Origin of the sequence: Bifidobacterium sp. ESL0732 (assembly GCF_029395535.1) — a bacterium.
In the GTDB taxonomy this organism is placed as follows: Bacteria; Actinomycetota; Actinomycetes; order Actinomycetales; family Bifidobacteriaceae; genus Bifidobacterium.
On record NZ_CP113920.1, the window covers coordinates 2237416 to 2260399 of the forward strand.

12 protein-coding genes are annotated in these 22984 nt (G+C 54.7%); 3 read left to right on the forward strand and 9 right to left on the reverse strand.

Annotated features, from left to right (window positions below; all coding sequences use genetic code 11):
- Positions 1-395 precede the first annotated feature (395 nt).
- A complete protein-coding gene (metG, locus tag OZX70_RS08535; protein ID WP_277180753.1) occupies positions 396-2273 on the reverse strand; it encodes a methionine--tRNA ligase in 1878 nt (625 codons plus the stop codon).
- A gap of 203 nt (positions 2274-2476) precedes the next feature.
- Between metG and OZX70_RS08540 the strand changes: the two genes are divergently transcribed.
- Both OZX70_RS08540 and OZX70_RS08545 read left to right on the forward strand, forming a co-directional pair.
- On the forward strand, positions 2477-3439 hold the full coding sequence (locus OZX70_RS08540; RefSeq protein ID WP_277180755.1) for a hypothetical protein: 963 nt from the start codon (positions 2477-2479) through the stop codon (positions 3437-3439).
- Positions 3440-4123: 684 nt separating this feature from the next.
- Positions 4124-5818: an MFS transporter gene (locus OZX70_RS08545; RefSeq protein ID WP_277180757.1), complete on the forward strand. Its 1695-nt coding sequence runs from the start codon at positions 4124-4126 to the stop codon at positions 5816-5818.
- Positions 5819-5933: 115 nt separating this feature from the next.
- Here OZX70_RS08545 and OZX70_RS08550 read toward each other — a convergent pair whose 3' ends face one another.
- The 8 genes from OZX70_RS08550 to OZX70_RS08585 all read right to left on the reverse strand — a co-directional run bounded on the left by OZX70_RS08550 (position 5934) and on the right by OZX70_RS08585 (position 20401).
- Positions 5934-6989, reverse strand: a complete 1056-nt coding sequence (locus OZX70_RS08550; RefSeq protein ID WP_277180759.1) for a class C sortase — start codon at positions 6987-6989, stop codon at positions 5934-5936.
- A gap of 348 nt (positions 6990-7337) precedes the next feature.
- Positions 7338-9320 (reverse strand): isopeptide-forming domain-containing fimbrial protein, encoded by a 1983-nt coding sequence (locus OZX70_RS08555; protein WP_277180761.1) that lies wholly within the window; start codon positions 9318-9320, stop codon positions 7338-7340.
- Positions 9321-9481: 161 nt separating this feature from the next.
- On the reverse strand, positions 9482-12322 hold the full coding sequence (locus OZX70_RS08560; RefSeq protein WP_277180764.1) for a hypothetical protein: 2841 nt from the start codon (positions 12320-12322) through the stop codon (positions 9482-9484).
- A gap of 675 nt (positions 12323-12997) precedes the next feature.
- The gene (locus OZX70_RS08565) at positions 12998-14833 is read right to left on the reverse strand and encodes an ABC transporter ATP-binding protein (RefSeq protein ID WP_277180766.1); all 1836 of its coding nucleotides are present in this window, start codon (positions 14831-14833) and stop codon (positions 12998-13000) included.
- Between the two features lie 139 nt (positions 14834-14972).
- Positions 14973-16832 carry an ABC transporter ATP-binding protein gene (locus OZX70_RS08570; protein ID WP_277180768.1) on the reverse strand — a complete coding sequence of 620 codons (1860 nt, stop codon included), beginning with the start codon at positions 16830-16832 and terminating at the stop codon, positions 14973-14975.
- Positions 16833-17098: 266 nt separating this feature from the next.
- Entirely contained in the window at positions 17099-17626 is a 528-nt protein-coding gene (locus OZX70_RS08575) for a MarR family winged helix-turn-helix transcriptional regulator (RefSeq protein WP_277182191.1), read from the reverse strand.
- A gap of 611 nt (positions 17627-18237) precedes the next feature.
- On the reverse strand, positions 18238-18441 hold the full coding sequence (locus OZX70_RS08580; protein WP_277146035.1) for a hypothetical protein: 204 nt from the start codon (positions 18439-18441) through the stop codon (positions 18238-18240).
- A gap of 394 nt (positions 18442-18835) precedes the next feature.
- A complete protein-coding gene (locus OZX70_RS08585; RefSeq protein WP_277180770.1) occupies positions 18836-20401 on the reverse strand; it encodes an amino acid permease in 1566 nt (521 codons plus the stop codon).
- Positions 20402-20966: 565 nt separating this feature from the next.
- On the opposite strand from OZX70_RS08585, the gene OZX70_RS08590 reads away from it, so the two are divergent.
- Positions 20967-22583, forward strand: coding sequence for an amino acid permease (locus OZX70_RS08590; protein WP_277180772.1), 1617 nt, complete (start codon positions 20967-20969; stop codon positions 22581-22583).
- Positions 22584-22984: the final 401 nt, after the last annotated feature.

The following is a 22984-nucleotide window of genomic DNA, read 5'->3' on the forward strand; positions in this document are numbered from 1 at the left end:
AGAGAAGAATCTCGTCAGCGGTTTAACTGCCGACATCTCTACTATAACAGCATCTTCCTTGGAAAAACGATGTGTGAAACTCAAAGATATCTGTGAAAGTTGTAACGATACTGCAAAGAAAAAGTGGAATGTATAGTTTTAAGTGCATTTACCTGTCTACAAACTAAAAATCAGCCTCCAACAGACGGCAAACAGGATTCAAAGACCTGTTTCCAGGCAGGAACCAAACTCTCAAAGCTCAGCTCAAAGCGCAAGCGCGGTAGATACCGCCCGATAGATGCGTCAACTTCATACGAAAAAATGCTTTGGTCCCTGCCACAAAGTGAATTGCGACAGGGACCAAAGCGTTAGCAATATATTCGCGATTGCAATCGCGATTGCTCACCTAGAAGGGGCTACTTGGCTTTTTCTTCTTCGGCAAGCTTTTCCTTGGCTTCTTCCAAGCGCTTGGCCTCGGCCTCCTTGCGGGCCTCCAGGTCGGCCTCGAAGCGAGTCAGCTCTTCGGTGACGGCTTCTTTCGGAATCTTCTGGAAGATAGGGGACGGCGCAGGAATCGGCGTGCCAGGGATAAGCGGCTCGCTCTGCCACGGATGAACAGTGCGGCCCAGTTCATAGTCGCCGGTGATGATCGGGTACTTGAAACCGGGCTTGTCGAGGTCTTCGACCTCTTCGATATGCGGCAGCGGCGAGAACGTGCCGACGCCACCGAGTGCCTCCCAGACCTTCTGCGCAGACTGCGGCAGGAACGGAGCGAGCAGATGGTTCGCGTCGGAAACGGCTTGCGCGCAGATGTGCAGCACGGTGCCGAGGCGCCTCTCGTCGTCCTTGATCTTCCACGGCTCGACCGCGGAAATGTACTTGTTGATGTCGCCGACGACCTTCATGGCCTCGTTCAGGGCGTTCTTCTGGTGATGGTGCTCGATGAGCCCGCCGACCACGTCGAACGCCGCGGAGGTCTCCTCGAGCAGCGCACGGTCCTCGGCGGTCATGGAATCCTCGTCAAGCTCCGGAATCTCGCCGAAGTTCTTGTACATGAGGTTGGCCACGCGATTGACGAGGTTGCCCCAGCTGGCAGCAAGTTCCTCGTTATTGTGGCGCACGAATTCGGACCAGGTGAAGTCGGCGTCTGAGGTCTCCGGGCCGGCCACGGAAATGTAATACCGAACGGCATCAACGGGGTACCGTGCCAAAATGTCCTTGACATAGATGACGATGCCGCGCGAGGAGCTGAACTTCTTGCCCTCCATGGTCATGAACTCGCTGGCAACGACTTGCTCGGGCAGGTTGAGTTTGCCATATTCGCCGGGTTCCCCGCCCTTAGAGCCTTCGCCGTTATAGGCGAGGATCTCGGAGGGCCAGATCTGGGAATGGAAGGTGATGTTGTCTTTGCCCATGAAGTAATAGGCCGGGGACTGCGGGTCGTTCCACCATTTCTTCCATGCGTCAGGCTCGCCCTTGCGGCGGGCCCATTCGATGGAAGCAGACAGATAGCCAATAACCGCATCAAACCACACGTAGAGCTTCTTGTTGGGGTTGTCGATCCAGCCATCGACCGGCACGGGGATGCCCCAGTCAATGTCGCGGGTGATGGCGCGCGGCTTGACCTCCTTAAAGAGGCCGAGTGAGAAGTTGATGACGTTAGTGCGCCAGCCCTTGCGGGTCTTGAGCCACGCGAGGTTCGCTTCGGCGAGCGCCGGCAGGTCGAGGAAGAAATGTTCGGTCTCCTTGAATTCCGGCTTTTCGCCGTTGATCTTGGAGACGGGGTTGATCAGCTCGTCGGGGTCGAGCTCGTTGCCGCAGTTGTCGCACTGGTCGCCGCGAGCGCCGTCGGCACCGCAGATTGGGCAGGTACCCTCGATATAGCGGTCAGGCAGGGTGCGGCCGGTGGAAGGCGAAATCGCGACTTTCTGCGTACCTTTATATATGTAGCCGTTCTCCAAGCACTGCTTGAACATCTCTTGGACGACATGCTCATGGTTACCCGTTGTGGTGCGGGTGAAAAGGTCGTAGCTCAGGCCGAGATCGCAAAGGTCCTTGGCGATGACGCGGTTGTAGCGATTCGCCAGCTCCTGAGGACTCACGCCTTCCTTGTCGGCCTCGACCAGAATCGGGGTACCGTGTTCGTCGGTGCCGGAAACCATCAGGACATCGTTGCCCTTCATACGTTCGTAGCGCGCGTACACGTCGGAAGGCACGCCGAAACCGGCCACGTGGCCGATATGACGGGGGCCGTTTGCGTACGGCCATGCAACGTTCACCAAAATATGTGTCATAACTACCGATTATTGGGCCCAGCGGGGACAGCGGAAGGCTTTCACGGCAAGTAGATTAGACAAATGCAAGACAATGAGCGAGAGCAGAGCACTTGTTGACCGTGTCGTCCACAATTTCGGCACCGCAGCCATGAGTTATCCACATATTCACTTTTTAATTTTTCGATTTGCTCGTCACAAATGCCATATCTATATTGCAGAACATGAACGCTACAACAATTGACACACAGTACACAGACCATCTCCATACTCGCAACCCCGCAGGCCCGAGCAAATACACCGGTACCGGCCGTCCTCCGCCGAATGCCAAACCGCCGGCGAACCAAAGCGGCGGGCACGCCGACGGACTCTCCAACAGGCAAGCCAACGGAAACGCTAGCGGGCATAACAGCAGCCATACCGGCAGACGTGGCGTTCTCGGCAGGAAACAACGCAACCGCAAAATCGAAAGCCCCAAGAATGAAAACAGCTTGAACGCAGGCTTCGAAGCCAACGCTCCGACGCTTGACCACGGCAACGCCCTGACGGCTCCCGGCAACTTCACTACCAATACCACACCGCCACCCATCAACCGCACCACACCCATGCTGATGAGCAACCGCGATCTGCCCGGACCACTGAGCATGAATCGGCTTGACGATTTCGGCGCCCTGCACCGTCTAGATGACATCAGTGCCTATCTCGCCGAATACTCGGACACGCTTTTCGGCAGGGGCACCATCATGACCAAAGTCGTGCCGAGCCGATCGATCGCCTGCGGCCGTAGTGCCCTGTGGGTATGGATGGGCGGCAGTTTCCCCGATGTCATCGACATCATCTCAGGGTCGCATTTCCGCTCGATGGCCTACGGCCGACCGATTAAAACATACAAACGCTGTGTCCCTGAAGGGCAAATGAGCACTATCGCGGGGCTGAAAGTGACCTCGCCGACCAGAACCGCCTGCGACATCGCGTTGATGAGCGGCACTGCCATACCCGACAAACGCCGTGTGGAACTGGTCTGCGCAATCATGCAGGAATATCATATTGATCCGTCCGTTTGCCTCGAAATACTTCAAAAGAACCGTTTTTGGCCAAACATGCCCCAAGCCCGTCAGTTTTTTAAAGCCATCCAATACTGTTTCCAAACAACTTCATCGACAGACAGGACCGCGTCCAGACTGTGACTACGCCACCATCCAGCCGCGACCAGCCATCAATAAGCACTCAACTAGCACGAAAGAAGAAGCACCATTCGATACGATTGAGCTAACGGCATACAGCGTCCGTGCAAACCACAGAAATGCAATATGTCACTGCTGTGAATATGGCAGATTTCCAACGTTTATCAACATTCCCACACTGAATTCAAAGACCGAATAAACTGTAATACATAGGCGACAAAACAGGCCGTCTTATGCTCGAAAAGTGAAGAAAATATGTGCAGCTGGTAAGATAGAACCCTATATTGTCGCAATAAGCACTTTGCTACAGCTACGGAACTGACATTTACGCTTTATCAGCCTGAATCGTCAAGGAGGTTCGGCAACAAGACCGGCGATCAGGAATCTTGCCGCGCCATTCGCGCGTTTGACGGCTTTCCACAAGCAAGTTTTGTGCAGGACACCGCCTCAGATTGGTCGGCCGTCGATAGAGACGGGCGGCCTCCTCGGTTGCTCTCCATGCATGCCAACCAATGCTGTAGCGCGCGGTGAAAGGACGAATTCGGTATGCCAACAAACCATCAGAAGCGAAACCCCAGCACTGGACGCTCGGGGCAAGGCCCGCATAGAGTCCACCCGATACAAAGCGTCAAGCATGTAATGCATATAGGTACAGGCTCACAACCGGACAAAAACAGCGAGCCGAAAATGCAAAAAGTCCATATCCGCCGGCAGTTCCTGCGTACCAAAGACATTACGGTCGTAGAGGAAAAGACGCTGAAACAGGCCATCGCCGGCACCGTGGTCGGCAACTTCATGGAATGGTATGATTTCGGCATCTACGGATATCTCGCGGTGACGATGGCGAGCGTCTTCACCAGCGGACTACCGAAGAGCATGAGCCTGATCGTGATGCTCCTAGGTTTTGCGGTGAGCTTCCTCGTCCGACCGCTCGGTGGCATCATTCTGGGACCGCTCGGCGACCGCGTGGGACGCCAGAAAGTGCTGTTCCTCACCATGGGCATGATGGTGGTCTCCACCGCGTTGATCGGCATCCTGCCTACAAGCCATCAGATCGGCGCTTGGGCCATTGTGCCGCTTTACGCGTTGCAGATGGTGCAGGGCTTCTCGACCGGCGGCGAATACTCCGGCGCAACCACCTATATCTCCGAGTTCTCGCCCGATCGCAAACGAGGCTTCTACAGCGCTTGGCTCGACATGGGTTCCTACATCGGCTCGGCGTTCGGCGCGGGAATGGTGGCCATCACTACTATCATCGCCGAACACGGCTGGGGTGCGGATGCCATGGTCAACGGCGGCTGGCGCATCCCCTACCTACTGACCATTCCACTGGGCATCATCGCGATGGCCCTGCGTACCCACATCCCCGAAACCCCGCAGTTCGCGGCACATCAGGAACGTCAGGAAGAGGAGCAAGCCGAGCTCTCGCACGAGGCCCGCGAGGCCGCTTGGCGTCAGGAATCGCCTTGGGACCGCCCCGGTACTATGCTTTACGTCATCAAACGCCATTGGCGTCGTCTGCTGATTGCCGTGGCCATCGTCGCAGCCACCAACACCGCCGGCTACGTGCTTACCAGCTACATGCCGACCTACCTGCGCGAGGAAGTCGGAACCACACCCACGATGGCCGCCGCCGCGACCGTGCCAGTGCTGACCATCATGGCGCTGTGCCTGCCGCTGATCGGCCACCTTTCCGACATCATCGGCCGCAAGCCCATCTACGCCATTGCAGTGATCTCGACGTTCGTCCTGGTCTACCCGGCTTTCCAACTGCTGCACCACGGCACGTTCTGGGCCATCCAGGGCGCGCTGGCGATGATCGCCATCCCCGTGGCCTTCTACGCAGGCGTCTCCGCCAGCACGCTGCCGGCACTGTTCCCGACCGAATCGCGCTTCTCGGGCATGGGACTTTCCTATAACTTCGCGGTCTCGCTCTTTGGCGGCACCACACCTCTGGTCTCGCAAGCGCTGATCACCTTCACCGGTAATCACGACGCTCCAGGCTTCTACATCATGTTCTTTGCGATTTTCAGCGGCATCGCCTGCATTGTGATGCGCGAGTCGTCGGCTTCGCCTCTACCCGGTTCGATGCCGACGGTGGGCAGCGAGGAAGAGGCGCGCGAACTGGTCCTGACCCAGGAACAGAACCCGAAGATCGACACCTCGACCATGCCGATGCCGATGATCACCGTCGAAATTCCCGTGGGCCAGACGCTCCCCCAGCGCCCTGAAAACATTAAACTGCCTCCGCGCAAAGAACCGGAAGCGGGTTCGAAGGACTCGGAAGACTCGAAGGATACGGAATCCAAGAAGTCTGAGGAACGAACCGATTCGCAAAGTCAAGATTCCGGGACCGAGACGGATACTGATAATAAGGACTAGATAGAAAAGCGGGCATTGCGAAAGCGAACATGTTGGCAATGACCGGAATCGCAAATTCATACCACCGCAAGGAATCGGGAATTACGAACCAATATCCTCCAGACATCCAAATAAGCTATCGAACGTGACGCATCTGGCAGCGTTGTGGCAAATTCGCAGATAGCCACCACAACCAAGTATGGGGTGGACGCAGCGCTAATCCCGAATGCTGAATCAGCCATGGCTTGCGGTGCAACGAACGGATTGCTATAAGGCCCAGAATCATGCCGCCCAATACCACCAGTGCCCCAAACACGACGGGGTCACCCTTGGCGTTTTCGGGATCAGGAATCGGCTCGGGTATGGGTTGTCGGGTACCGGTAACAATCAGACGCTGCGTGTTGACTCCATAAGGAGTACACGTCATCAACGTAACTAGGTCACGACCAGACACGACTTTGTAGAGATGCGTATCAGACGGATCGATTACATGGATACCGACAACACGATAGCCCATGGTTCGATTGAGTGTTTGCACATAAAAGATGTCGCCATTTTTCAGTTCGTCAAGACGAGTAAACAACAACGCATTCTGCAGACCGGTATGGCCGCTAAGCACGGCATTGGTCGAGGGGCCGCCGACCGGCAGACTGGTGCCGTAAAGGTGGCCAGCACCATGCTCAAGCACCTTGTCGGATGTGCCGTGGTAGATAGGCATTTTCACAGAAATCTTCGGAATACGGATAGTGCCCATAACCCCCGTGCCGTCATTCAAGAGGGACTGGTACTCGTTATCCTTTTCGGATTCCGGTTTTGCGTTGGGATTGCCGGTATCGAAAGGATCGGTGAACTCTCCAAGCAATGGCTGACCATCTGCGACGATACGCTGGTTATAGGCTTGAGCCCGATGGTATTCATCAGCGACCTTGCCTTGAGGCCATTGGGCGATGCGGTTGACCGATGCAGAGACCTCGGCGCTTTCTCTGTACATATTGGTCACCCAACGTACGGGGAACCATGCGATAGCCACCAGAAGAGCTATCAGGCAAATAACAATAAGAATGTCGACGACAATAATAACAACCCTACGGACTTTATTGGCACTTTCATCGACAGTGCCGATGATGTCATCGAAAGAACCTGCATCCAATATATTACGAACAGACGCGGTTTTAATATCCGATGAAGCCATGAACGCACCCTTCCGCGAAAAACAATGGTTATCACTTACTGTTTATTGAAAAATTTTTAATAATTTTTATCTGAACGTAATATGTATCGGAAAATACCAAAGACTATCCCGTTTCCCCTTTTTCACCGACGCAATATTACGCGAGCACAATTCAAGAATGAAAAGACGAAAGGATGCCAATGACAGCGAGACTTTTTGTTTGCCGGTAACGAACAAAAGCCGGCAAGAACCTTTGAGGAAAACGTTCTTGCCGGATCTTCAAAACCAACGTTCAAACAACCATAACGCCATAAACCAACCGAGACACTAGACCTCAGTTGGCTTATGACCTTATGACCTTATGGCCTGCTATGCCTGGATGGCAACACCGTTATTGACGTTAGAGTCGGAACCCAGACGGCGACGCACGAAGATCAAGGACGCGGTCAGGATAGCGAGCACAACAACAACCAGAAGCGCAAGAATCGCACCGGCTCCACCAGTCAATGGCAGTTGGGAAACCGAATTGACGTTCTGGACAACGATAGCGCCCGCGCTAGGAGCCGCGGAGGCGCCCGTAGTGGACCAGCTAACGTCATTGAGCGTCGTAGCCGCACCGGAAGTGTAGGCACCATTCGTCTTGACAAGGCCCCAGGTATCGCCCTTATTGGCGAATCCGGAGACTGCATCCGACGAGCCCTTGCCCACCGTAACTTCTACGGAAGGCTTGAAGGTGTCGGAATAACCTGCAGGAGCCGTGTCCTCTGCAAGCGTATACACGCCGTCGGCCAGACCGTCGATCTTCAACTGGCCGTTGGAGCTCGGCGCGCCGGTAGCGGTATCGGCCGGTACGCTCGATGCGGAATCGTACACGGAGAGCTTGTCGGTGGCCGAAGTATTGCTTTGTTCAGCAGCCTTCTTGTAGGAACCGTTGCCCACCTGAAGGAACTTGATAGCAGTGCTCTCGCCCTGCTTCGTGACAGTGAACTTCGCACCGGTAAGTCCGGAACCATCCACCTTCTTTTCCTTCAGCACATCGAAGTGACGGAAGTAGGCCTTGGAATCATTGTTGTTACTGCCATCGGTCTTGTCATTGATTACCGTGCCGTTAGTGCATGTCCCGGAAGCCACGGGGCAATTGTCGACTTTGCCATCATTAATTGTCGGAGGAACAACGGTAGGCTGGTTGCCGGGATCAGAGGAATAGCCCAGCGTCACACCGTTTTCGAGAGCTCCACCCGTGGCTTCATCGTTGACTTTCATTGTGAATTTGACAACGATGCTGTCACCATACGTTTGATCGAGAATCGATTGGCTCAAATCGATGACAAGGTACTGGGTGCTGGTGCTGCCGTCATAGTTGGCATTCTTCACCGCATATTTGCCGGTATCCAGATCAGTGCCGCCGACCTTAACACTCTGAACCGCGTCATAGCTCAATCCCTTTTGCGAAGGCGTATCGATCATCGTGAAGACATACTTCGAGAAACCGGTCGTCAGTGGCACCTTGGTGGACAGTTTATAATGCAACGTGCCGCCGACCGAGGGATCATTGGTGACGCCGTCGGTGTCCAACGACTTGGTGACCTTGGGAGCGTCATTCTTCAGATTGACGACACCGAGATCCTCCGAGTTGAGCTTGCTGTATGTGTCACTGCCCATCACGACACCGGTGCTGACAAGCATGGGAATGGAGTTCTTGTGCGACGTGGAGCTTAGTCCGCTCGCACCGCTGGCAGTGACGTCTTCAACGACATAGACACCAGGTGTAAGATCAGTAATCTGAGCGCTATTGCCCGTAGTCACAGTGACCGAAGGACTCGAAGACGTAAAATTGGCCTGGAATGTCGAGATATCAGACAACTTGGTGACAAACGTACGCAGGTTGCCCTTCCAGCCGTTGGGAACGGTACCGTCATTTGAGGTCGAATCGGTTCCAGTGTAGCCAAGCCACTTCGAGGCGACCTCACCAATTGGGTTGCCCTCATAGCCGGCAGCGACATCAGTCGATTGGCCCAAAGCGGTTTTGGTCGAACTCAGAGCAGATTCCGCATCAGTCTTGATGCCGGATACCGTGCTGACCGCGACAGACGACAGGACATGCGTGGAAGCGTCGCCTTCTGCATTCTCGTAGTTGCCGACTTTCACAGCCGCGAACTTATGCCCTTCCATGGTTCCACTTGACGAATTCGTCGCATCAACATTAATGGTGATAGTGGATTTAGCAGCAGCCTGACTCATATCCAACGACGAGTTGTCTGCATTCGCTGCGCCCATAGGTGCTAGTGCGAGAAGGGTGGCGGCAGAAACCGCGGCACCGATCAACGCACGAAGACTCATTTTCCTTTTCATGGAATGCCTTTCTTGTTCTTTCATTTCTTGTTCTATCCGATTGCTTAAATACTTTTCGGTACGTGCCCGCATGAGGATTCCGATTAGGCACAAGGGCCACCTCACTTACCCTGTGTCATATCGATTACCTCCCCTTGCTGCGAGACTGGAAATTACACTTTTCATTTCGCATGCACCCCCTTATGAGTCAAACGGGAATGTGTCTTGCGGAAGACGACATAAGTAGTAACAGCAATCACCACTGCCAGCAAGGTGAGTAATAATGCCCAGCTTGAGAAGCCACCAGTAAAGGGCAACTTGTCAGTAGGCGGCGTGGGATTGAAGCCCTTATACACCACGTTCTTAGACGCGTTGGTCTCTTTATCCACGACATAGGCCTTGATGTCACCTGGCTTGGATCCGTAGACCACTTTGGCCTGCCAGTTGCCGTCGGAATCCACCGTCGCTGTTGTCGGGGCGCTTGAAGGCGTGCCCTCCGGCCAGGTCAGATGAACGGTTGCGCCAGGCAATATCGTGCTCAGAATGACAGGCGTGCTGGGGTCGACCGCCACCTTGCCCTTTACGTAATTGTTGTCGGCGCTGGTGATGGAAACCACCGGAGCATAGAAGTCAACGGTTTTGGTGACGGGATCGGACTCGGCCGTCACACCATCCTTGTTGGCGGTGACCGCCACGAACTTGAAGTAACAACCCGAATCGGCCACGGGTGATGGAGTGTTGTCAATGAACCATTGCACCGGCACACTGCAACTCCAGTTCTGATCGTTGCCCACCCCTATGCTCTGCTCGCATTTGGCGCTGTCTATCCCGACAATCTCGTTGCCAAGGGCGGATTCGTCATCACGCGTCGCCACGGATGAAGAAGCAGATTTGCTCTTCGTCCCCGACGTGCCGCTTGGAGAAGTAACGTGCTTCGCGTAGAGCTTCATCGTGGACTCGCCCTCGCTGGAACTCATCGTGCCACCGATGCTCACCGTCGTGCTGTTGCCGTTGGTGAGCTCGCCGTCCAGCGACCCTGACTGCTGGGTATGCGGCACGACAATCTTGTCCGGATCCACCGTCGGCGCCTTGTCCGCCGCCGCTTTGAAATTAACGACATATACCGGCGAGAAGAAGGACGTCAGATTCATCGCAATGCCATTTTCGCCTTCAGTGGGGTCGGTTTGATAAGCGTGGTAACGCCGTTCGCGTTCTTTTGGATTAGTCAAATCCACGATGTCGTCAGCACTCGATGCCTGAAGCTGCCAGGTGCCATCGGCATTGACATCAGCCGTGCCTACAAGATGACCCATGTTTTCATAATCATCCGTGACGCCTTTAACGATGACCTTTTTACTGGTACCGTCCGAAAACGTAGCTGTTGCGCCTGCTTTCGGCACGTCTTCATAAACCGAAATTTTCTGGCCTGCAGTGCCGCCCGCACCTTTGATAATCGGCTTGGTGGCCGAAGAACGCGAATTCGATTTGAAGTCCCCGTCATCCGTCTGGCCGTCAGGGTCCGACGAACTCATGGCACTGAACCCGATATTATTGGCCGGGTCACTGCTATCAGTATTGGTATTCGACACACTGGTAATCGTCGGAACTTTCGGACGAACCACATCATACTTGTAAAAAGCCGTATCAATCGTCCAGGCGTTCTTCAGTTGTTCTTTGACCTCAGACTGCGTCATCGTATCGGTAATGCCGGGATTCGCGGGATTCCTATACGGGTCCGTGGTATTGATCATCGAGCAGCTCGGGTTCATAACTGGCCAGGTAACCAGCTTGAAGTATCCGTCAAGGCCTTGTTCGGACTTGGCTTTAGCAAAATCAATCGAACCGTCCGTATTCTGCGCATCTCCAGGAGCATAAAGTGTATTGTCGCCCGATTGGGACTTGCTCCGGTTAAACGCTGCGGCATTAACGTTGCCCGGAGGAGCGCCTATGCCGGTGGCCGGCTGGTTGTCAACCTGCTGAACAGTCGGGGTCAGCGCATCCACAGGAACCCAGTTCGAGTTGTTCTTGAGCGCTATCCATTGGTATTTGAAAGATGTCGCTTGATAACAGGGATTGCGCGTATCCTGGCTATATTTGCCGTTATACATACGCACGAAGAATGAGTTCGCGGGTGCCACACCACTTGGCTGCCCATTGAGACCATAATCGGTCACCAATCCCCAGTTCGCCTGCCTGTTGCTCCACAATGTCGGATTGGCATCCCAACCGATGAAGGAAAGCGGGATATCACAACTTTCTTTACTGATATCGTTGCACATTCCGGGAAAGACCGTTGTCTGACGGCCGGCCATCAAATCAGTGGCAAGTGGGTTATTGTTCAAATCAGAAAGATTGCTCATAGGATAAGTGCTTCGATTGGTGTAGGCACCAACCATCACGTAAATAGGAGGTGTCGGCATCACACGGCCTTCAGCAGTGTGGTTCCACCAGCTCGCCTGCTGATCCTGATTGATATAATCAATATCTGCTTCGAGCGAAATCGTTACGTAATCGTAGAGACCCGAATGAACGATCTTGTGAATCGTATAATACTGATCCTGATTGTGGGCCCAATTATCTGCGCCGCTCGCGCCATCAATGGTGTTCAAATATCTAAAGGGATTATTATTCGTTGAGAAATCGTGCGCAGCATCCCCACTGTTGTTGCTTCTCGCATTTACGTAGTCGTAGACAATACGCAAGCCGGTTGCACTGCTTTCGGTGTTCGAACCCACGTTTGGGTTAACCTCGCCGTGTGCCACACGAATCACTGCATCCAAACGAATCTCGTCGTTGTAAGTATCGACCTTGTCGTTGTTTGCCAGTAGTTGGAACAGCACAGGTTTACGAGATGCACCGTTCGGGGCCGTCACGGCGTTAGTAAGTCGCCAAGAAGTGTCACCGCGAGACGATGAGTCATCTGCGGAAACTGTCGTTTTTACAGCAACAAGCGCACCCGAGACCACCAACGCCACTACAGCAAGAAGGCTGGCCAGCCGCGCAAAAAGTTTCACACGATTCATTCCATCAACTTCCCTAAAGCTTCATCAACCTACGAAATTCCCCTACTTCGCATTGCCGAAGTCAATTGCCTTGCAATTTCATGTTCATGTACAAAATTTATGGATTTATCGAAGTCAAACGAAATACTTCAAATCGTCTTTCATCTTGTTTCAGTGCTTTACCGTAACACGGGCAATACAATTACGTTCTTTGAATAATGTGATGTAAAGCCTATATTTTCAACGAAAATAAGCACTCTGACTTTAAACGTCTGCTATTAAAAAAAATAAGAAATCTTTGTATATTATGGATTACAAATATTAAGCCGTTAACATAAAAGGTTTGACAAGATAAACACAGAATCGTTACAAAAAAGATTTGAAAAAAATAGTCTTTTTCCTCTTTTAGTAAAACTGCAACCATAACTTTTATTGGTTTAGAACTTCAGCTGGATTCCGAATACCGCCTGACAAAATTGGCCGCCCGCATAAACATAATTAATAACCAACTCAACAATGAGGTAAGTCAGGCGTCAATTTGGAGATAAGTCAGCATTTTCACTCTGCAAAACAGCGAAGAGGCCATTGCCCGCACTGACAACAGTGCGGGCAATGGCCTCTTATCATAGAAACCATGCCCAGCTAAATACATAGGCTGCTTCTGAGGACCACTTGCGTGACTTTATCCGACGCGCCTCACGCAACCAAAGTCGAGAACTGGCTGTTGTAGAGGTCGGCATAGAAGCCACCCTTGGCCAGCAGCTCGTCGTGGGTGCCGCGCTCGACGATGTCGCCGTGGTTCATCACCAGGATCATGTCCGCGTCCTTGATCGTCGAGAGGCGATGCGCAATCACGAAGCTCGTGCGGCCCACGGTCAGCGCATCCATCGCCTTCTGGATCAGCTCCTCGGTGCGGGTGTCGACCGATGAAGTGGCCTCGTCCAAGATCAGGATCGGCGCGTCCTGCACCATCGCGCGGGCGATCGTCAGCAGCTGCCGCTGCCCGGCCGAAAGCGAGGAATTGTCGTCGAGCACGGTGTCGTATCCCTGTGGCAGCGAGCGCACGTAATGGTCGAGCCCAACGGCCTTGCACGCGTCCTCGATCTGCTTATCGGTAACGCCCTTCTTGGCGTAGGCGACGTTTTCGCGTACCGTGCCACGGAAGACCCACGTGTCCTGCAGCACCATCGAGAACTGCTCGTGCACGTTGGAGCGCGGGACGGTGGAGGTGTCGATACCATCGATGGTCATCTTGCCGCCGTCGATGTCGTAGAAGCGCATCAGCAAGTTGACCATGGTGGACTTGCCGGCACCGGTCGGGCCGACGATGGCGACCTTCTGACCAGCTTTGACGCTCGCGGAGAAGTCGTGGATGATCGGCTTGCCGGGCTCGTAACCGAAGCTGACGTGCTCGAACTCAACGTCGCCGCGCACACGGACGGGCTTGCCAGTCTTCGGGTCGCGGCCGAGCAGCGCGGGCTTCTTGCTCTCATCACTCATCTCAGGCTCCTCGAGGAAGCCGAAGACACGCTCGGAAGCAGCGGCGCAACGCTGCAGGTTCTGGAAGGCCTGCGCGAACTGCGAGAGCGGCTGGGTGAAGAGGCGCACGTACATCATGAACGCCACGATGACGCCGAACTCGATCTTGCCGTCGATGGCGAGCGCCCCGCCCACGATGCAGACGGCCACGAAGCTCAGGTTGCCGATCATGTTCATCATCGGGCCCATCAGCCCGGAGAGGAACTGGCTCTTCCACGCCGAATCGTAGAGGTCGTTGTTGTACTTCTCGAAGCGGCGGATGGAGTCGGCCTCGCCGTTGTAGGCCTTGACGACGGTGTGGCCGGCGTACATCTCCTCGACGTGGCCGTTGACGTCGCCAAGCGCGATCTGCTGGCGTGCGAAGTACTTCTGCGAGAAGTGCATGATGAGCATCATCACCACGATGCCCAGAATCGAGACCGCAATGGCGCACAGCGTCATGATGACGTTGTTGTAGAACATCATGATCAGCGAGCCGAAGAACAGCGTGATCGAGGTAATGAGCATGCCCAGCGACTGTCCCAGCGTCTGGCCGATGGCGTCGACGTCGTTTGTAATACGAGAGAGTATGTCTCCATAGCTGGTCTTGTCGAAATACTTGAGTGGCAGCTTGTTGATCTTGTCGGAAATCGAACGGCGTAGGCTTTGGCCGATGCGCTGGGTGACGGTGGCCATCATCCAGTGCTGGATATAGTTCAGCACCGCGTAGCCGACGTACAGGCCGACGAGCAGCCATGCGATGCGCGTCACCTCGCCCATGTCGACCGCGCCCATCACAGGCTTGCCGTGCACCAGGGCGGGCAGGCCTTTGGCGATGGCGTTGGTCATGTTCTTCAGTTGGTCCGGCCCGATGATCTGGCAGATGGTGCCGGCCGCGCCCAGCACGAGCGCGATGATGATGACGGGCAGGTATTTGCGGCAGTAACGCACCAGTTTGAGCATCACTCCGCCGAAATCGGCCGGCTTCTCGACCGGTCCCCTCATTCTTGGCATTTTGGCTACTTTCCTATAAATCTAACGTTTTGTTTTCGTAATCGGCTTGGCTGCTATCCGAACGGCGGAAAGCGAATATTTCGTTGCGATATTTATTGACATAACGAAATTTCACAACATTTCCGCCGTCCCTTGACTTTCACGCGGCGAGCTCGTCGGGGGTCAGCTGGGACTCGGCGATCTCCTTGTAGACCTCGCAGGTCTTGAGCAGCTCCTTGTGCGTGCCCTGGCCCACCACTTTGCCGTCGTCGAGCACGACGATCTGGTCGGCGTCCATGATGGTGCCGACGCGCTGGGCGACGATGAGCTTGGTGGAATCGGCGGCATCCTTCTTCAAAGCGTCTCGAACAGCACGGTCGGTCTTGAAGTCGAGCGCGCTGAACGAGTCGTCGAAGACCATGATTTCGGGGTGGCGGTAGACGGCGCGCGCGATGGAAAGACGCTGCTTCTGGCCACCGGAGACGTTGGAGCCGCTCTGCGCGATCGGCGCTTCGTAGCCACCGTCCATACGGTCGACGAACTCGCTGGCCTGTGCCACCTCGCTTGCCTCGCGGACATTGGCTTTTTGCTCGGGCGTCAGTTCGTCGCGCTCGCTTTCGCCGACGATCAGCGCCAGCTCACGCTTGCGGCCCTTGGCGGTGGAGGTATCGGCCACCTCGACGGTTTCGGCGTCGCCGGGCCGGTCGCCGTAGCTGACGTTGGACGCGACGGTGCCCTTGAACATCACCGATTGCTGCGGCACATAACCGATCTTGTCGCGCAGGTCCTTGATGTCGTAATCCTTTACATTCACTCCGTCGACCAAAACCTCGCCTTCGGTGGCATCGTAGAAACGCGGCACGAGGTTGACGAGCGTGGATTTGCCGGAACCGGTGGAACCGATGAAGGCGACGGTCTGGCCTTTACGCGCGGTGAAGCTGATATTCTGAAGCATCTCCTCGCGGGTGTCGGGATAGGCGAAACCGACGTTGCGGAACTCGACAGTTCCGGTCTCGCCGGGCTTGCCTTGTGTCAATGTTCCGGACTTGACGCTAGGTTCGGTGTCGAGCACTTCCAGCACGCGCTGTGCGGAGACGTCGGCGCGCGGCCAGAGCACGAAGACCATGCTTAAGAGGAGGAAGGCCATAATGACCTGCATCGCATAGCTGGAGAAGACGACCATGTTCGAGAAGTCAGTGAGTTTGTCGGCTGGCAGCGCCGCGTCCTTGATGAGGTAGGCACCGATCCAGTAGATCGCAAGGCCCAAGCCGTTCATCACGCTCGACATCACGGGATTCATCGCGGCCATCGCGCGGGTGGTGAAGAGCTGGGTATTGGTCAGTTCGTCGTTGACGTGTGCGAACTTGGCCTCCTGATAATCCTCGGCGTTGTAGGCGCGAACGACGCGCAGGCCGGTCAGGTTCTCGCGGGCCACGGCGTTGATATTATCGGTCAAACGCTGCATCGAACGGAACTTCGGCATGACCATAATCATGATGATAATGACGAAAACCAGCATGATTGCCGTGGCAGCGGCCGTGGCCACCGTCCACTCAAAGCCTTTGCCCGCGATTTTGAAAATAGCCCAGACAGCCATAATCGGCGCGCGGAAGACCAGCAAAACGCCCATGGTAATGAACATCTGGATCTGGGTGATGTCGTTTGTGGAACGGGTGATCAGCGAGGCCGTGGAGAACTTGTTCATCTCGGCCGGACCGAAGGATTCGACCTTGCGGAACTCGAGCGAGCGCAGACGTTGGCTAAACGATGCTCCCACACGGGCCATGAAGTAGCCGACGGCGATGGCGCAGATGACCGAGCCCAGAGAGACGAGCAACATCTTGCCGCCCTCTTTCCAGATATCCGCCATCCTGCTGCCCGGCGTCTCGACCAGCGCGGTTACCTTGGACATGTAGTCCGGCAGCTTCAGGTCGAAAAAGACCTGCCCTGCGATGAACGCAAGGCTCAGCAGCATCTGCCCGATCTCCGTTTTGGAGAGATATTTGCTGATGCGAAGCATGAATCCCCTTTTCGTATTTTTGTTGGCCTCGGAGGCATAATTACCGAGCACCCTTAATGATTAACGATGTTAAATATTTTGTTGACTGAAAGTACAATACTCGCCAACGCTGGATGATGCCCGCTTTTCACCCAGCGCGTAGGAAACCACGGAGCCGAATGGCCAGTTTCTAGCATCCGCAAAGAGCTATGCAAGAAAGCGGCCACTGACAGATCGCAAACGGCCGTTTTCTAGCATCCGCGTTGCTTCACGCAAGAAAACGGTCATCATCCATCGGCTTGCGCAGAAGAATCTTTGGCCCGCTTATTGTTCTGCTCGTGCTTGTCCGCGAACGCCTTGCTCACTTCTTCGGCGCTGGGCCTGGGCGCACCAGGCTCACACACGGACATGTAGGTGATGAACTCCTTCACAAGATCCACGAACTCTCGGGTGCGGCGCTCCCCCATCTGCGAGAAGATCCAGCGCACGACCGAATCGATGTCATCGCGGTCGCGCTCGGCCTGTTCGGTCCCTTTCGGGGTCAACGAAACGAGGATATTCCGCCTGTCGTGATCGTCGATTTTCCGCGTGACATAGCCCTTCTTCTCCATCGACCCGAGCAACGCCGAAATCCTGCCGGAGCTGGCATGCAAGGCATCGGCAAGGCGCGAAGGGGTCTGCGTGCCGTGCTTGAGCAGGTGCCGCAGCACGAACGGCTCCCCCTTGCTCGCGCCTTCCACTTCGTGCCACATAGCAGACTTGTTGCTATGCACTTCGTCACGCAGCGTCTGCAGCGCCTCCTGCTCGAATCCCATCATTCACTCCGTTTCTCATCTACGATGGCATTAATACTAACACCCATGAATAGTTTACGGTAGAAGCTTTCGCGGACGCAGAAACATCTAACAGAAAACAGCTTTCCGTATTTCTGCCCCATTGCCATGTGCTTACTGCGAAGAGCCGGGACAGTCGGAAGAAACTTACGCGCCGATGCCACGGCGAATGGAATCGGAGTTATAACTCCTTTATATGTTTCTTTGCCTCTATGAGGCGCAAATACATATCAGAACAAGGGACTTTGAAGATGGCACGTAGGTTTGCAGGAGGAAGCGCCCGACGCAGGTCGCCCCACGCGGGGACGGTACTAACTATCGCCTGCGGATTCCCCATATCAGAAAACTTGCTAAAGCTTCAAGGGCCCGATCAACCAGATTCCTTGTCTGTTCACCCCGCACCCGAACGGATGGTCTATATATTCTCCGCCACAACCCTGCGAGTCCCAGCCCATCGCATCCAGCGAGCCACAATTCGTCACCATCGACAGCGCAGCTAGCTAGCACAAATAAAAAATCTTCACGCCTCAAAGGATGAACCCAAGAGACGGGAAGATGAAAAATCTGAATTTTTAAATTCTGGTTGGACCCTATCAGGCCTTTGCAACCGGACGGAGGTCAGCGTGATGGCGCTTGAGATACTCACCAACCGCCTCGCGAATGAGTACAGAAGGACGAACCTCTTCATCCGCCGCACCCGAAAGAACCCAATCAGCGAGCTCAGAAGTCGCGCGAACGCACCAGGTGCGCTCTTGAAGCTGACGAACCCCATGCTGTGCCTTAACTGCCTTAGCCATTTCCTACCTCCGTTTTATACGTAAATATCTGTGTTACAGATTGATACATTGTATCACTTTTCCGGAAAACCGGAACAGCTTCTGGCCTTTTTGTGAACCAGTTATCATTGCACAAACTACATTGACGTAAGTTCCTACATCAATATAATTAAAGGTAATACAGCATTTTAATTTGTCAATCTGGATTTCGAGTTTCGAAAGAATTTTCACAATTATTTTGGGATAATTAATAGCATAAAACCCAATATTTGCAATACTTTCAAGGATGCCAAAGTCACTTAAAACCTTTTTAAAAATACTTCTCGCTCACAGCATAATAGGTGCGAGACAAGAGCTCTCGCGACCATCAAACGTTCCAGCAAAGGTCTATTTGATGTCGCGGGCGATTTTTCTCTCAGACTAAAAGCTCGGCTTCTTTTCCGCGGTAATGAATCAGGCTGTACCCCCCGAAGAGCGCCAGCCATACCAAGCCAGCGATGGCCGAACCGATGGTATCCGAGGAGAGGAAAAGCGTCACATAGATGAACACGAAGAAGATGATCGTCAACGTGTTCGTGATCTTGTACGCCGGCATCACAAAGCCGTTCGGGTCGAAATCGGCGGACTGGCGGTAACGCTGGTGAGCAACCATCGTCAGGATGTAGATGAAGATGATCGCCGCACTGGACGCCGAAGCGAAGAGCACGAAAGCACTGGAAACCTGCGGAATCGCGTTGATGACCGGCGACAGGAGGATGAAGCAGGCGGAGACCACGATGGCCCGAGCCGGCACCTTGCGCTTAGAGACGACACCGAGCGGACGCAGCTTGGGCGACTTAGAGACTTCGGCCAGCTGGAAGAGGTGACGGCCCGCGGAATAGAGCAGCGAGTTGAGCGCCGAGGCGGCGGCGGTCAGCACCACGAAGAAGACCAGAGCCGAAGCCCAGTTCAGACCCGCGTACTGGAAGACCATGATGAACGGGGAGGCGAAGGAGCCGTCTTTGTTGGGCTTGAACGACTGCCATGGCACGATGAGCATGATGGCGATCAGCGCGCCGACGTAGAAGATCAGGATGCGCATGATGATCTCGTTGATGGCTTTCGGCAAGACCTTGCGCGGGTTCTTGGTCTCGGAGACGGTGACACCGACGAACTCGATCATTTCATAAGCGAAGAAGACCATCTGGAAGCTCATCAACAGCGCGAGCCAGCCGTTCGGAGCAAGCGTGAGGCCGTTGAAAATGTTGTCGAAACCGGCGTGGCCGGCGGGGCTCACGTGGTCGACGCCGTGGATCTGGACGGCCGGGTAATGGTAGCCGATGATGACCATGACGATGGCCGTGACGATGAGGCCGACAATCAGGGTGATCTTGATCATCGAGAACCAGAATTCGGTCTCACCGAACGCTTTAACGGCAATCAAGTTGATGACCGCCAGCAGCGCCAGGAAGCAGACCTCGATCAGCGGCTGCCACTTACGCAGGTCGAAACCGAAGGTATCGAAGAACGTGACGAAATACGTGCCGACCGCGGTGAGCTCGGAGAGACCCATTAATATAAGGACGATCCAGTAGGTCCAGCCTGCGAAATGGCCCCAGCCCGCGCCGAGGTAGCGGCCGATGAAGTTGATGAAGGTGTGCTGGTCCGGATCATGATACATCAGCTCGCCGATGGCGCGCATCAGCAGGAACATCATGAAGCCGACGAGGATGTAAACCAGGATGATGCTCGGGCCGGTCAACGCGATCGACTTGCCGGAGCCCAGGAAGAGGCCGGTGCCGATGGTGCCGCCGATGGCGATAAACTGGACGTGACGGTTGCTCAGGCCACGCTCGAGCTGATTCGTCTTTTCACCGGCGCTTCCCCCGCTCACGGTTGGCGAAGTGCCGTTTGCTGGGGTTCCGCTTGCCGACGAATCGTTTGCAGCTTTGGCGTTGGTACCGGCATTGGCCGCAGTATTCCTGCTTTCCATTTGTGTCATAATCTTCCCTTCGCTTTTGCTGCGTCAAGCGCGCAATAGTGAATAGAGTACGCCGCAAGAGATGACATCAAGGTTTCCGAGGCCGATTCGAAGAGAATTATCGTCGGCAAAATAGCAATATATGATGGAAAATGACGAAAATAATTGGTCGCTTTCCCGCATGCAACAAGACATTTCAGCGTTTTTCGCAAGCTTTCAGCCCAAATGCAAAAGTTTCGGGCGATGTCTCATAAAGTGGACTATTTCACAGCGCAAATGGAAACCGGCATCGCAAATCAGCCGAAATCTGCTTGAACCGAACGGAACGAACTTGCCAATGCACATATTCGGACGCATTTACCCGCGAAACGCGCGAAAGGTTTCGTCGAATCATGAACCCATCAACGCAAATATCCCCTCACGGCCTTAGACTTTCGAAATGTTGGGGAAGTTTTCAGACGAGCCGCAAATTCCAGCCGCCAATCACGGCGCACGACCCGCGTGTTTTATTTCCGCCGAAACTTTCGCGTCCAAATACGCGATGCGTAATACACGAGCAGGGAATCCCGTGAAAGAGGAGCGCCACATGACTGGTCAGTCGGGCACAATAACAGACAACAACGCAAGCAGCGGGAACGGCGCAAGCCTCGCGAACGGCGGCACGGCAGCAGGCAACCTATCTGACGACGGCAGCGATACCGGCAATTTCGGAAACGGCACCGGAAACGGAAAATCCGCAAAACCCAAAAAACAAGGCGGCAACCACGTCCTGCGCAAGCTCAAAACCCGACAAATCTCGATGATCGCCCTTGGCGGGTGCATCGGCACCGGTCTGTTCATGACCTCCGGCGGCACCATCGCCGAAGCCGGACCCGGCGGTGGACTCGTGGCCTACGCGGCCATGGGCGTGATGATCTACTTCTTGATGACCAGCCTCGGCGAGCTCGCCACCAACATGCCCGTCTCCGGCTCTTTCTCGGTCTACAGTTCCAAATACGTCGACCCCGCGCTGGGCTTCGCGATGGGCTGGGACTACTGGCTCAACTGGGCGATCGCCGGCGCTACCGACATCTCGACGGCCGCGCTCTTAATGCAGTACTGGTTCCCCAAATCGCCGGGCTGGGTGTGGAGCCTGACGATGCTCGTCATCATCTTCTGCCTCAACGCCTTCGTGGTCTCCGCGTTCGGCGAGACAGAATTCTGGCTAGCGCTGATCAAGGTGGTCACCATCATCATCTTCATCGTCGTGGGGCTTTTGATGATCTGCGGCATCATGTTCCAGCCGGCCATCGGCTTCAAAAACTTCACGTATAAAGGCGGCCCGTTCATCGGCGGCCTGCCCGCGATCATGGGCGTCTTCCTCATCGCCGGCTACTCGTTCCAAGGCACCGAGGTCGTAGGCGTGACCGCCGGCGAATCCGAGAACCCGACGCAGGCGGTGCCCAAAGCCATCAACAACGTCTTCTGGCGCATCATCCTCTTCTATTTGCTTTCGATTTTCGTGATCGCGGCCATCATCCCCTACACCGACCCGAATCTGCTCGGCGCTTCCGACAGCAACATCGCGATGTCGCCGTTCACCATCGTCTTCGAGAAGGCCGGTTTGGCGGGCGCGGCAAGCATCATGAACGCCGTCGTGCTCACCTCGATTTTGTCTGCCGTCAACACGGGCGCCTACGCCTCAAGCCGCATGCTCTACGGCATGGCCAAGGACGGCTACGCACCCAAGTTCCTGGGTACCACCACCAAGCGTGGTGTGCCGCTCGCGGCGTTGATCACCACACTTTGCATCGAGGCGCTGGCGTTCTCGTCGAGCATTTTCGGCCCGAAGTTCTATATGTGGCTGGTCACCGCAACCGGCCTGACCGGCTTCATCTCCTGGATTGGCATCGCCTTAAGCCACTTCCGCTTCCGCCGCGCTTTCAAGCTGCAGGGCCACAAGCTCTCCGAACTCAAGTACCATGCCAAGCTCTTCCCGTTCGGCCCGATTCTGGCGATTGTGCTGTGTCTGGTCGTGATCTGCGGGCAGGACTTGCCAGCTTTCGCCTCCGGCAACTGGGGCGAGCTGCTGGCCACCTATTTCAGCGTCATCCTCGTCGCCATCCTCTACTTCGGCTTCAAATTCACGCACCACACCCACATCGTCAAGCTCGAGGATATGGACGTCTCCTCGGCTCGCCCCGAGGTGCTGAAGCAGCAGTAGGCGCATAGCTCAAATGAAATCTAGCATGAGGAAATACTAAGAACTTCAGTGGCAAGAATGCACGTCCAACTGCCTATACATCAGCAGTTGCAGACGGTTTTGGGCTGTAGGTTTTTTAACAGTGCGCTTCATATCCCACAAGCCTTTTCCGTCAATAAATCACAATCACCAAAAGAAACCATCTGAGGAATATCCATCTTCAAATGTTGTGATACCCGGATAGATACGACCTTGCTTTTGCAAAAAGTACCGTTCACGCTCAACCATTGTTCTTATATGCTCAATCGTTGATTTGTCCGGATTTATGGTTCCGGGATTTATATTATCAATAGACAGATGCTTAAAAAAAGTCAAAAGTTCAGTCAATAGGATGACGGATTTTGTCTTTTTTTTTAAAATCG